Origin of the sequence: Streptosporangium brasiliense (genome assembly GCF_030811595.1) — a bacterium.
GTDB classification, from domain to species: Bacteria; Actinomycetota; Actinomycetes; order Streptosporangiales; family Streptosporangiaceae; genus Streptosporangium; species Streptosporangium brasiliense.
This window is the reverse complement of the sequence record NZ_JAUSRB010000002.1, coordinates 2,431,687-2,443,532: the sequence shown is the minus strand read 5'-3', so window position 1 is coordinate 2,443,532 and position 11,846 is coordinate 2,431,687. Positions and strand designations below refer to the sequence as shown.

Sequence of the window (11,846 nt, the reverse complement as noted above, 5' to 3'; positions counted from 1 at the left end):
GTGAGCCTCCGCGGACGCCCTTCCGCGACGAGGAACGCGCTGAACCACGGCACCCGAGCCGCCCGTGACCCCACCCCGCGCCCCATCCCGGCCACCGCCCGCCCGCCCTCCACCAGGGCCCCTGGGCCCGGGATCCCCGAGGCCCAGGATCATGAATTTGCGAACACCAGAGCGACCTGTAATTTTTGTGCGATTGTTGGTCGGGCGTTTACCTACGGGGAGGGTACCGGTGTCCAGGGCGACGTTCCGGGAACGGGTGCGGTACTGGTTCGACAACACCATGTCGCGGGGCGCGGTCGCCCTGATCGGCTGGCTCGCCCTGATCTCGCTCGGGCTGATCCTGCTGGTCACCCTGTTGAGTCTGTGGCTGACCCCGGTCGAGGCGGCCAAGAACAACGGCTTCGCGGGCATGCTGTGGATGTCGCTCATGCGCACGCTGAGCCCCGGCAAGGTCGCCAGCGACACCGGGAGCACGCTGTTCGTCGCGCTCATGTTCACCGCGTCACTGGGCGGGATCTTCATCGTGAGCGCGCTGGTCGGCGTGCTCTCCAACGGGCTCAAGACCAAGTTCGAGCAGTTGCGCAAGGGCAAGTCCCGGATCATCGAGACCAGGCACACCGTGATCCTCGGCTGGTCGGACCAGGTCTTCACGATCGTCGACGAGCTGGTCCAGGCGCACGCGAGCCAGCGCGGCTCCGTCATCTCGATCCTGGCCGACAAGGACAAGGTCGACATGGAGGACGAGATCCGCCAGCACGTGGGCGAGACCGGGAGGACCAAACTGGTCTGCCGGACCGGGCGGCCCACCGAGCCGACCGACCTCGACCTGATGAACCTCGACGCGGCCCGCTCCGTGGTCGTCCTGTCCCCGCAGGGCGACGACCCCGACGCCCACGTCATCAAGACCCTGCTCGCCCTGGCCAAGCGCTCCGGCGACCACCCGCCGGTGGTGGCCGCGATCGCGAGCACCTCCAACATGGCCGCCGCCCGCCTCGCCGGGGGCCCGGCCGTCCACCTGGTCGACTCCGACGACACCGCCTCCCGGCTCATCGTGCAGTCGTCCCGGCAGTCGGGCACCTCCGTGGTCTGCATGGACCTGCTCAACTTCTCCGGCGGCGAGATCTACCTGCGCTCCGACCGCGACCTGGCCGGCATGACGTACGGCGACGCGCTCCCGGCCTACCAGACCGCCACGGTCATCGGCCTGCGCCGCGAGGGCCGGACCATGCTGAACCCGCCGATGGACACCGTGATCGCCGCCGACGACCAGATCATCGTGATCGCCCAGGACGACTCGATGATCCATCTGGCCGACGACATGCCGCAGGCCCAGGAGGAGTCGATCGTCTCGGCCGAGCCCGACAGGCCCGGCCCGGAGCGGACCCTGGTCCTCAACTGGAACGGCCGGGGCCACCAGATCATCCGCTGCCTCGACGGCTACGTCGCCCCCGGCTCCGTCCTGGACATCGCCTCCGACCACCCCGACGCCTCCGCCGGCTTCGAGGGCCTGGTCAACCTCACGGTGAACGCCAAGGACTGCGACACCACCGACCGCTACGCGCTGGAGGCCCTGGGGCTGGGCGTCTACCAGCACGTGGTGGTGCTCTCCGACGACCGCTACGAGCCCGCGCACGCCGACACCCGGACGCTGATGACCCTGCTCCAGCTCCGCGACATGCAGACCACGCTCGGCGAGCGCTACTCCATCGTCAGCGAGATGCACGACGAGAACAACCGCGCCCTGGCCGAGGTCACCCGGGCCGACGACATCGTGATCAGCGACACGGTCATCGGCCTGCTCCTGGCCCAGCTCACCGAGAACCAGCACCTGGTCGACGTGTTCGGCTACCTCTTCGACTCGCGCGGCTCGGAGATCTACCCCCGTCCGGCCGGCCAGTACGTCCGTGCCGGGGCCCCGGTCAGCTTCGCCTCGGTGATCGAGTCGGCCCGCCGCCGCGGCGAGACCGCGATCGGCTACCGCCTGGCCGACCGGGTGAACGAGGCCCCCCACTTCGGCGTCGTGCTCAACCCCGACAAGTCACGGCCGCTCCGCCTCGGTCCCGGAGACTCGGTGATCGTCCTCGCCGAGCGCTGACCCGCCGTCGCCGGAGAGCGGGAGCGGGAGCCGGCGCCGAGGACCGGGGCCGGGAGAGCAGGGCCGGGGCCGGGGCCGGGAGAGCAGGGCCGGGGCGGCCCGCCGTACCCGGCCCCGGCGGACGGTCGGTAGGGTGCCGGGCGTGGGACTCCGCCGCATCCCGATCGAGACCGTGGTCACCGCCCTGGTGATCCTGGGCGTGCTCGGCGGGAGCGCCGTCATGGCCCGGCTCCGGCCGGAGGTGACGCCCAACGCCTGGGACTACGCGATGCCGCTGGTGGCGTGCGCCGCGGTGGCGATGCGCCGCCGCCTCCCGATCCCGGCGCTGCTGCTGGCCGTGGCGGCGGCCGGACTCTACTATCCGCTGGCCCACCTGGACGGCTGGATCTTCCTCGCCGTGCTGCTCACCCTGTTCACCGCCGCCGACCTGGGCCATCTGGCGGCCGCGGCGACCATCACGCTCATGAGCCTGCTCGCCGTCGTCCTCGGCGAGGCGAACAGCCCGATCCGGCATCTCGACGACAGCCAGTTCCTGCTGCTGGGCGGCTGGGTGCTGGCGACCCTGGCGATGGGCGGGGTCTCGCGCAACCGGCGCGCCTACCTCACCGAGGCCCGGCGGCGGGTGGCGGAGGCCGAGCGCACCCGCGAGGAGGAGGCACGGCGCAGGACGGCCGAGGAGCGGCTCCGGATCGCGCGGGAGATCCACGACACGCTCGGCCACAACCTCTCGATGATCAACGTGCAGGCGGGGGCCGCGCTGCACCGGATCGGACAGCGGCCCGAGCAGGCCGAGGCGGCGCTGACGGCCATCAAGGAGGCCAGCAAGGAGGCCCTGCGGGAGCTGCGGGCCACGCTGGGCGTGCTGCGGCTGGTGGACGAGGACTCCCCCACCAGCCCGGCGCCGAGCCTGGCCCGGATCCGGGAGCTGGCCGACCGGACCGGGCTCGCCGTGCGGATCGAGGTCCTCGGCGAGCTCCGGCCCCTGCCCGCCGAGGTGGACCACGCGGCCGTGCGCATCGTCCAGGAGTCCCTGACCAACGTCACCCGCCACGCGGGCGCCGGCGCCGCCGAGATCACCGTCCGGTACGGCGGCGCCGACCTCACCCTGCGGATCGACGACCACGGCCGCGACGCCGGCGACGGGGGCCCCGGTGGCGCCCCGGAGCCGGGCGACGGCGACCGGTCGCGGCCCGGGAGCGGGTTCGGGATCGTCGGCATGCGGGAGCGGGCCGCCGCCCTCGGCGGCTCCCTGGAGGCCGGGCCCCGCCCCGGTGGCGGTTTCCGGGTCTCCGCCCGGCTCCCCCTGAGAGGAACTTCATGATCCGTGTGCTGCTCGCCGACGACCAGACGCTGGTCCGTGCCGGATTCCGGTCGATCCTGGAGGGCGAGGACGACATCGAGGTGGTCGGGGAGGCCGCCGACGGGGCGCGGGCCGTACGGCTCGCCGGGGAGCTCGGCCCCGACGTGGTGCTGATGGACATCCGGATGCCCGAGTTGGACGGGCTGGAGGCCACCCGGCGGATCGTCGCCGACGGCCGGCTGGCCGCCACCAAGGTGATCATCCTGACCACCTTCGACCTCGACGACTACGTGTACGGCGCGCTGCGCGCCGGGGCCGGCGGGTTCCTGGTCAAGGACACCGAGCCGGCCGAGCTCATCCACGGGGTCAGGGTGGTGGCCAGGGGCGACGCGCTGATCGCCCCCTCGGTCACCCGGCGGCTGATCTCGGAGTTCGCCGGGCGGGTGAAGCGGCCCGAGCCGGGGCCGGAGTTCAACGGGCTGACCGAGCGCGAGCGCGAGGTGCTGACGCTGGTCGCCGGCGGCCTGTCCAACGACGAGATCGCCGCGAGGCTGGTGCTGAGCCCGGCCACCGCCAAGACCCACGTGAGCCGGATCATGACCAAGCTGCACGCGCGGGACCGGACCCAGCTCGTGGTCCTCGCCTACGAGGCGGGCGTGGTCACCCCCGGCTGGATGGACTAGCGGCCGGCCCGGCCGGCCACGCGTCGGCGCCCAGAGGCCGCAGGGGTGAGGTGGCGGGTGTACGGACGGGCGGCGGGGACACAACTTCTGGAGTACGGCGTATGCGCGCCGGGAGGGACGCGCGGGCGGTGACCGTACCGGAAATCTGAGGGCATGGAGACGCTCGACCTCGCCCGCCTGCAGTTCGCCCTCACCGCAGGGTCACACTTCCTGTTCGTCGCCCTCACCCTGGGTCTGGCCACCCTGGTCGCGTTCATGCAGACCCGGGCGACGCTGACCGGCTCGGCCGTGCACCGGCGGATGACCCGGTTCTGGGGACGGCTCTACGTGATCAACTACGCGATGGGGATCGTCACCGGGCTGGTGATGGAGTTCCAGTTCGGCCTGGTCTGGAGCGGGCTGACGCACTTCGCGGGCAACGTGTTCGGCGCCTCGCTGGCGATGGAGACGCTCACCGCGTTCTTCGTCGAGTCGACGTTCCTGGGACTGTGGATCTTCGGCTGGGACCGGTTGAACCGGTGGGCGCACCTGGGGGTGCTCTGGGTGGTCACGCTCACCGCCTACGCCTCCGCCTACTGGATCCTGGTCTCCAACGGTTTCCTGCAGAACCCGGTCGGCGCCGAGGTGGTGGACGGCGTGCTCCGGCTCACCGACGCGGCGGCGGTGCTGACCAATCCGGCGGCGCTCACCGCGTTCGGCCACATCCTCTGCGGCGCGCTGGTGGTCGCCGGGTTCTTCGTGGCCGGGGTGAGCGCCCACCACCTGCGCAGGCGCACCGAGGAGCAGGAGTTCTTCCGCCGGTCGCTGCGGATCGGCGTGTTCACCGCGCTGCCCGCGCTGATGGCCACCGCGGCGTTCGGCGGCGTCCAGTTCGGTACGGCGCAGCCGATGAAGCTGGCCGTCTACCGCGGCGCGGCGCAGGAGGTGGCCCGGCTCCAGGCCGAGACGGCCGCCGCGCACGGGCCCGGCGACTACGCCCCGCCCGCCGGGCTGGTGCAGGGCAGCGCCACCACGATGATGATCCTCTTCGCGCTGATGCTGCTGATCGCGGGGCTGAACGCGCTGCTGGCGCTGTTCCCGTGGGCGGTCCGCCGGCTGCGGATCTGGCACGTGCTGCTGACCGCGGCGGTCCCGCTGCCGTTCGCCGCCATGCTCGCCGGCTGGGTGTTCCGCGAGGTGGGCCGTCAGCCCTGGGTGGTGTACGGCCTGCTGACCACCCAGGACGCGCTGGGCGAGCTGTCGCCCGGCGCGGTCCGGTTCTCGCTGGCCGCCTTCGCCTCGCTGTTCGGTCTGCTCATCGCGGTCAACACCTGGATGCTCGCCCGCAGCGCCCGCCAGGGCCCGGCGGCCACCGAGACCGGCCACGTCCCCGCCGAGCCGCTGCCGGCCCCGGCCTTCTGAGGAGATTCCATGGAGATCACGCTTCTGGCGTTCTTCGCCGTCGGCTACTTCGTCCTCGCGGGCGCGGATCTGGGGATCGGCATGCTCCTGCCCCACCTCGGCCGCTCCTGCGACGAGCGCGGCCGGGTGCTCGCCTCGATCACCCCGCTCTTCATGAGCAACGAGGTCTGGCTGGTCGCCGCGGCCGGGGTCCTGGTGGGCGCCTTCCCCCTCCTGGAGGGGGAGCTGCTCAGCGGGCTGTACGTGCCGTCCGTGGCGCTGCTGCTCGGCTGGGTGGTCCGGGACGCGGGGATCTGGCTGCGCGGCGGGGTCGACCGGGCCGCGTGGCGGCGCGGGTGTGACGGCGCCGTGGTCGCGGGGAGCTGGGCGGTGGCGCTGAGCTGGGGGTTCATCCTCGCCGCGATGGGCGAAAGGTCCGTCACCGGCTCCGCGGCGATCGTCGTGCCCGCCGTCGCCGCCCTGTTCTGCGCCCACGGGACGGCCTTCGCCGGCCTGCGGCTGGGCGGCGCCCCGAAGGCGCGGGCCCGGCGGCTGTCCGGAGCCTCGGGCGAGCGCCTGGTCTACGCCCTGACCTCGGGCGGGATGGCGCTGGTCTGTCTGCTGGCCGGGTCCCGCCTGCCACTGGCGGAGAACCTGGCCGATCCGGCGACCCTCGCCCTGCTCACCCCGGCACTGCTGGTGATCACTCCCGTGCTGGTGGCGTCGCAGGTGTGGCTCTGGCGGGTCTTCGACCGCGCTCCGATCAGGTCGCAGTGATCATGTAGGCCAGGCCCAGCAGGATGACGACAGGGATCAGCCACACCACGGCCTCGACTGCGAACTCCTTGTACACGGTCAATTTCTCCCTTTAGGTCGCACTAAATCCATAGCATTGGCAATGCGAAGCATATGCGCCCCCAGGGATGGTCCCGCACGCGGGCCCGGGACACCCGCCCGCTGTCGGCCGGGGACACGGCCGCGGGAATCGTTCCGGTGGGCGAGGGGCGCCCTGTACGGATGCGACGGGGTGCCTCCGGAGGTCATGGGGTGCCTCCGGAGGTCATGACGGCCGGGTCCGTTCCTCGGCGATGACCAGGATGGCCCCCAGGGCCGCCAGGGTCAGGTTCGCGTAGAGCTCGTAGCCGGCCAGGAAGTCCAGGCGGGGGAGGATGACGCGGTTGAAGAAGTTGAGGAAGACGCCGAAGAAGGGCTGGACGGCCAGCTGGTCGATGGTCCCGCTGACACCTTGGAGGATCATGACGATCCCCAGTAGCCGGATGATTCTGCGCATGATCGAACGCTAGGGACCGTCGCCCCCCGAGACGGATCGGTCATCGGGATCCTCCGCCTCGACCGATGTCGCCGCCCCTGGGCGCCGTGGCCGACGGAAGTATCGCCCGCCGCGACTTCGGTATCGCCCGCTGCTCGCGGCGGACCGGCCTCTCCTCGAAGCCCTAGGCTCGGGAAGAATGAACGGATCTGCGACTGCGTCCACGCGCCGGCGCGGCCTCCGCGACTGGGTCGTGGACACCGGCCTGTTCCTGCTCGCGGCGCTCTACGGGGTCCTGATGTCCGCCACGCGGCTGGAGGCGCTCCCCCTGCCGGGACCGAGCTGGCTGTTCGGCCTTGACCAGCTCACCGGTGTGCTGGGCTGCGTCGCGCTGTGGCTGCGCCGCGGCCGGCCGGTCGAGCTCGCCTTGGTGCTGGTCGCCCTGTCGACGTTCTCCGAGCTGGTGGCCGGCGCGATGCTGGTGGCGCTGTTCACGGTCGCGGTGCACCGTTCTCCGCGGACCACGGCGGCCATCTTCGCGCTCAGCATGCTCACCGCGCTCGGCTACGTCGTGCTCCGCCCCGAACCCGGCACGCCCGGTGTCCTGGTGCTACTGCTGGGCGTCACGATCCAGGGCGCCGCGGTCGGCTGGGGCCTGTTCATCCATCACCGGCGCCGGCTCGTGCTGTCGCTGCGCGACCGCGCGGCCCGCGCCGAGACCGAGGCCCACCTACGCGCCGAGCAGGCCCAGCTCCACGCCCGCGAGCGGATCGCCCGGGAGATCCACGACGTGCTCGGCCACCGGCTTTCGTTGCTGAGCGTGCATGCCGGCGCGCTGGAGTACCACCCCGGCGCCCCTGCCGAGGACGTCGCCCGCGCGGCCAAGGTGATCCGGGAGAGCGCCCACCAGGCGCTGCAGGACCTGCGCGAGGTCATCGGCGTTCTCCGCGCCCCGGTCGGCGAGCTGCCCCAGCCCACCCTCGCCGACGTCCGGCAGCTCACCGCCGAGTCGGGCCGGGCCGGGATGCGGGTGGACCTGTGGGAGGAGCTCACCGGGACCGTCCCCGACCGGGTGGGCCGCACCGCCTACCGGATCGTGCAGGAAGCCCTGACCAACGCCCGCAAGCACGCCCCGGCGGCCGAGGTGCGCATACACGTGGCGGGGGCGCCGGGCCGAGGGGTGACCGTCGAGGTGCGCAACACCGCCCCCGCCGCCGCTGCCACCACACCCGCGCCCATGACCGACACCACCGCCGCGCCCGCGCCCGCCGCGGGGTCCGGTCAGGGCCTCGTCGGCCTCGCCGAACGCGTCGCCCTGGCCGGCGGGCGCCTGGAACACGGGCCCACCGCCGCGGGTGGCTGGCGGCTGGCGGCCTGGCTACCCTGGCCGCCATGACCGCATCAGAGCCGTGGACGGTCGGCGTGCTCATCGTCGACGACGACCCGCTGGTCCGCACCGGCCTGGTGATGATGCTGGGCGGCGCTCCCGACATCCGCGTGGTGGCCCAGGCCGGTGACGGCACCCAGGTGCTGCCCCTGGTCGATCGGCACGCCCCCGACGTGGTCCTGATGGACATCCGGATGCCCGTGATGGACGGGCTGGCCGCCACCGAGGCCCTGCGCGCCCGTCCGGGCGCGCCGGAGGTCATCGTGCTGACCACCTTCGACGCCGACGACCACGTCCTGCGTGCCCTGCGCGCCGGAGCCGCCGGGTTCCTCCTCAAGGACACCCCACCCGACGAGATCGTGACCGCGGTGCGCCAGGTCGCCCAGGGCTACCCCGTGCTGTCCCCGGCGGTCACCCGGCGCCTCATCGCCCGGGTCGCCGACTCCGGCCGCGACCGGCGTCGCACCCGTGCCGGGGACCGCCTGGCACTGCTGAACGACCGCGAGCGCGAGGTCGCCGTGGCCCTCGGCCACGGCAGGTCCAACGCCGAGATCGCGGCTCTGCTCTACCTCAGCGTCCCCACGGTCAAGACTCACGTCTCCGGCATCCTCACCAAGCTGGGCCTCAACAACCGCGTCCAGATCGCGCTGCTGGTCCACGACGCCGGACTCCTGGACGACCAGGAGTGACGGCCCGCGGGATCCTCCGCCGCCCGCCTGTCCGGCCTCCTCCGTCCGCTACGCCGGCCCGGAGGGGGCACGCCTCTCCGACGCCCGCCTCCGGCTGATCGCGCTCAGCGCCTCCGTCCGGAGGGCGCCGGCCCGGCGGCTGCGAGGAGACGGCCGACCTCCGTCGGCTCTCTCCCGGCCGGGCAACGCGCCCCGGTAGGGAGTCGACACCTCGGGACGATGCCAGCCAGAGGCACTTCGGTTGCTGATTGTAGTGTTATGACTACATTTCATCGAAGGGGTGCGGGCGATGGCAGACACGGGTGACGGGCAGCCGGACGTCCTCAGCGAGCGGCTCACGCTCGGCACGGGCTTCACCGAGGACGACCACCCCCAGGTCCTCGAACGGCTCGCCTCGCTGGGGAAACGGCTGCGCTCCCATCCCAGCGACTCGGTGGACCTGCGGCTGAGCGTCAAGAACCGTGGCCGGGCGGAGCAGAAGGTGACCCTCGAATGCCGGCTCGCCGGCGCCGAGCCCCTGGTGGCCACCTCGACCGAGCAGGAGCTGTCCACCGCGCTGACCGAGGTCCGCGACGACACGATCCATCAGCTGGACAAGCTCAAGACCAGGAGGGATCCGCGCCACGACCGCCCGCACCGGCCGTGATCCGCCGTGGCCGGGCGTGATGCGCCGGCGGACGGTTGAGCTCCGTCGGAGGGGTGGGCGAGATCCGTCACTGACGGGCGAGATGCCGGGAATGTCAAGTATGGCGATCACGCTGTGCCCGGCAGGGAACCACCGACTGTCCGAGGAGCCGTCATGACCGTCCGAGAGCTGCGCCTGGTCGTCACCGCCGCCGACTACGAGGAGGCACTGCGGTTCTACCGCGATGTGCTGGGCCTGCCCGAGCGGGCCGCCTTCTCCTCCCCCGACGGCCGGGTGACGATCCTGGAGGCGGGCCGGGCCACCTTGGAGATCGCCGACCCGGCACAGGCCGATTTCATCGACCAGGTCGAGGTGGGGCAGCGGGTGGCCGGGCACATCCGGGTGGCCTTCGAGGTGGACGACTCGTCCGCCACCACCGCGGAGCTGGCCGGGGCCGGGGCCAAAGTGATCGCCGAGCCCGTCCGCACCCCGTGGAACTCCCTCAACTCCCGCCTCGAAGGCCCGGCCGGGCTCCAGCTCACGCTCTTCACCGAGCTGGGCCCCGAGGAGAGCTGACCTGGACCCGCCCCCCACCTCCGGAGAGCTCCCCGGGGGTTCCGACGAACTCCCGGATCAGCTCGGTGAGCTCGGCGGGCCGCAAACCCTAGTGGCTCTTGGCCGAGGTGCTCTCCAGGGGCGCGTCGGGGACGGCGGCGCGCAGCCAGCGGGTGCCGTACGGCTCGAGGCCGAACGTCACCCGGCCGTCCGGGGGCAGTTCGAGGCTGCCGTCCACCAGTAGGTCGGTCAGCAGCTCGCAGTGGCCGAGATCGCGCAGCACGAGCTCCACCCGCGCCTCACGGTCGGCGAAGTTGTGGACGGCGATCACGGTGCCGCCCTCGGCGTCGGCCCGATGGGCCAGCACGGCCGCGTCCCCGGCGTCCAGCACCTCGTAGCGGCCCCAGGCCAGCTCCGGCGACTCCCGGTAGCGCTCGACCAGCATGGTGACCCATCTCAGCAACGAGTCAGGGTCACGCCGCTGGTCCTCCACGTTGACCTTCCGCGGGCCGTACTCGCCGTCGGGAGAGGCGACGAGGGTCTTCGGGTCGGGTGAGAACCCTCCGGAGCGGGACCACTGCATCGGGATCCGGACCGCCATCCGGCCCTCGGCCCCGAGGTTCTCGCCCAGGCCGATCTCCTCACCGTAGAAGAGCACCGGCGTGCCCGGCAGGGAGAACAGGACGCTGTAGGCCAGCTTGAGGCGCCGCGGGTCGCCGTCGAGCATCGGGGGCAGCCGGCGGCGCAGGCCGCGGCCGAAGACCTGCATGTCCTTCTCTGGCCCGAAGGCGTCGAAGACCTCCTGGCGCTCGGCGTCGGTGAGCTTGTCCAGGGTCAGCTCGTCGTGGTTGCGGACGAAGGTGGCCCAGTGGGAGTCGTCTGGCGGGTCGGGCCGCTCGCGCAGGGACTCGGCGAGCGCCCGCGGGTCCTGCCGGGCCATCGACAGATGGAACCGCTGCATGCCGATGAAGTCGAAGCACATGGTGACCTGGTCGCCGTTGCCGTTGCCGAAATACTTCATCAGGTCCGGGTAGGGCAGGTTCACCTCGCCCAGCAGGATCGAACTGCCGTCACGACGGTTCATGAACGCGCGCAGGTCGGCGAGGAACTCGTGCGGATCACCACCGAGGCCCTCGATCAGGAACGGCACCGCGTCCACCCGGAAGCCGGACAGCCCCAGCTCCATCCAGAACCCGAGGATGCGCGCGATCTCGTCGCGGACCTCGGGGTTGTCGACGTTCAGGTCGGGCTGGAAGCGGTAGAAGCTGTGCAGGTAGTACTGGCCCGTCTTCTCGTCCAGCTCCCAAATGCTGTCCTCCTTGTCGGGGAAGACGATGGCCTTGGGATCGACCGGGTCGGGGTCGTCCTGCCAGACGTACCAGTCCCGCTTGGCGGAGTCCCGGCTGGAGCGCGCCTCCTTGAACCAGGGGTGCTCGTCGGAGGTGTGGTTGACCACCAGGTCGGCGATCACCCGGATGCCCCGGTCCCTGGCGGTGCGCATGAACTCCACGAAGTCGCCGAGGGTGCCCAGGCGAGGGTCGACGGAGTAGAAGTCCGTGATGTCGTAGCCGTCGTCACGGTTGGGGGTCGGGAAGAACGGCATCAGCCAGATGCAGGTCACCCCGAGCCGGTCCAGGTGGTCGATCTGCTGGGTGAGGCCGCGGAAGTCCCCGATGCCGTCACCGTTGCCGTCCTTGTAGGTCTCGACGTCCAGGCAGTAGACCACCGCGTTCTTCCACCACAGATCAGCTGTGTAGGTCAGTCGCATGCCGACGCACTACCCGCGTGCGGGCCGTTTACCGGAGGATCGCGCACGCGCCTCGCCGGAGGAGGGGCCCGTGCTCCCCGTCCGGGCACCGGCC

At 72.0% G+C, this 11,846-nt stretch carries 11 protein-coding genes; 9 read left to right on the top strand and 2 right to left on the bottom strand.

The window, feature by feature from the left end; genetic code table 11:
* Positions 1-229: 229 nt before the first annotated feature.
* The 5 genes from J2S55_RS19945 to J2S55_RS19925 all read left to right on the top strand — a co-directional run bounded on the left by J2S55_RS19945 (position 230) and on the right by J2S55_RS19925 (position 6,235).
* The gene (locus J2S55_RS19945) at positions 230-2,095 is read left to right on the top strand and encodes a CASTOR/POLLUX-related putative ion channel (RefSeq protein WP_306863136.1); all 1,866 of its coding nucleotides are present in this window, start codon (positions 230-232) and stop codon (positions 2,093-2,095) included.
* Positions 2,096-2,237: 142 nt separating this feature from the next.
* Complete coding sequence (locus J2S55_RS19940; protein WP_306863133.1) at positions 2,238-3,416, top strand: sensor histidine kinase; 1,179 nt, start codon at positions 2,238-2,240, stop codon at positions 3,414-3,416.
* Positions 3,413-4,078: a response regulator gene (locus tag J2S55_RS19935; protein ID WP_306863130.1), complete on the top strand. Its 666-nt coding sequence runs from the start codon at positions 3,413-3,415 to the stop codon at positions 4,076-4,078. Before J2S55_RS19940 ends, J2S55_RS19935 begins: the two co-directional genes overlap by 4 nt.
* A 153-nt stretch (positions 4,079-4,231) precedes the next feature.
* The gene (locus tag J2S55_RS19930; RefSeq protein WP_306863127.1) at positions 4,232-5,479 is read left to right on the top strand and encodes a cytochrome ubiquinol oxidase subunit I; all 1,248 of its coding nucleotides are present in this window, start codon (positions 4,232-4,234) and stop codon (positions 5,477-5,479) included.
* Between the two features lie 9 nt (positions 5,480-5,488).
* Positions 5,489-6,235 carry a cytochrome d ubiquinol oxidase subunit II gene (locus J2S55_RS19925; protein ID WP_306863124.1) on the top strand — a complete coding sequence of 249 codons (747 nt, stop codon included), beginning with the start codon at positions 5,489-5,491 and terminating at the stop codon, positions 6,233-6,235.
* A 283-nt stretch (positions 6,236-6,518) separates the two neighbouring features.
* Here the strand turns inward: J2S55_RS19925 and J2S55_RS19920 are convergent, their stop codons facing one another.
* Positions 6,519-6,749: a hypothetical protein gene (locus J2S55_RS19920; protein WP_306863121.1), complete on the bottom strand. Its 231-nt coding sequence runs from the start codon at positions 6,747-6,749 to the stop codon at positions 6,519-6,521.
* Positions 6,750-6,927: 178 nt separating this feature from the next.
* Here J2S55_RS19920 and J2S55_RS19915 point away from each other — a divergent pair, with 178 nt between their 5' ends.
* The 4 genes from J2S55_RS19915 to J2S55_RS19900 all read left to right on the top strand — a co-directional run bounded on the left by J2S55_RS19915 (position 6,928) and on the right by J2S55_RS19900 (position 10,005).
* A complete protein-coding gene (locus tag J2S55_RS19915; RefSeq protein WP_306863119.1) occupies positions 6,928-8,124 on the top strand; it encodes a sensor histidine kinase in 1,197 nt (398 codons plus the stop codon).
* A complete protein-coding gene (locus J2S55_RS19910) occupies positions 8,121-8,804 on the top strand; it encodes a response regulator (protein ID WP_306863117.1) in 684 nt (227 codons plus the stop codon). The genes J2S55_RS19915 and J2S55_RS19910 overlap by 4 nt, the downstream gene beginning before the upstream one ends.
* 289 nt (positions 8,805-9,093) lie before the next feature.
* Positions 9,094-9,450 carry a hypothetical protein gene (locus J2S55_RS19905; RefSeq protein ID WP_306863115.1) on the top strand — a complete coding sequence of 119 codons (357 nt, stop codon included), beginning with the start codon at positions 9,094-9,096 and terminating at the stop codon, positions 9,448-9,450.
* Between the two features lie 153 nt (positions 9,451-9,603).
* Positions 9,604-10,005 carry a VOC family protein gene (locus tag J2S55_RS19900; RefSeq protein ID WP_306863112.1) on the top strand — a complete coding sequence of 134 codons (402 nt, stop codon included), beginning with the start codon at positions 9,604-9,606 and terminating at the stop codon, positions 10,003-10,005.
* A gap of 88 nt (positions 10,006-10,093) precedes the next feature.
* On the opposite strand, the gene J2S55_RS19895 is transcribed toward J2S55_RS19900, so the two are convergent.
* The gene (locus J2S55_RS19895; protein WP_306863109.1) at positions 10,094-11,752 is read right to left on the bottom strand and encodes an alpha-amylase family protein; all 1,659 of its coding nucleotides are present in this window, start codon (positions 11,750-11,752) and stop codon (positions 10,094-10,096) included.
* Positions 11,753-11,846: the final 94 nt, after the last annotated feature.

Coding starts and splice junctions, on each gene's coding strand:
- J2S55_RS19935 (WP_306863130.1), top strand. CDS start 3,413: ATGATCCGTGTGCTGCTCGCCGACGACCAGACGCTGGTCCGTGCCGGA.
- J2S55_RS19930 (WP_306863127.1), top strand. CDS start 4,232: ATGGAGACGCTCGACCTCGCCCGCCTGCAGTTCGCCCTCACCGCAGGG.
- J2S55_RS19925 (WP_306863124.1), top strand. CDS start 5,489: ATGGAGATCACGCTTCTGGCGTTCTTCGCCGTCGGCTACTTCGTCCTC.
- J2S55_RS19920 (WP_306863121.1), bottom strand. CDS start 6,749: ATGCGCAGAATCATCCGGCTACTGGGGATCGTCATGATCCTCCAAGGT.
- J2S55_RS19915 (WP_306863119.1), top strand. CDS start 6,928: ATGAACGGATCTGCGACTGCGTCCACGCGCCGGCGCGGCCTCCGCGAC.
- J2S55_RS19910 (WP_306863117.1), top strand. CDS start 8,121: ATGACCGCATCAGAGCCGTGGACGGTCGGCGTGCTCATCGTCGACGAC.
- J2S55_RS19905 (WP_306863115.1), top strand. CDS start 9,094: ATGGCAGACACGGGTGACGGGCAGCCGGACGTCCTCAGCGAGCGGCTC.
- J2S55_RS19900 (WP_306863112.1), top strand. CDS start 9,604: ATGACCGTCCGAGAGCTGCGCCTGGTCGTCACCGCCGCCGACTACGAG.
- J2S55_RS19895 (WP_306863109.1), bottom strand. CDS start 11,752: ATGCGACTGACCTACACAGCTGATCTGTGGTGGAAGAACGCGGTGGTC.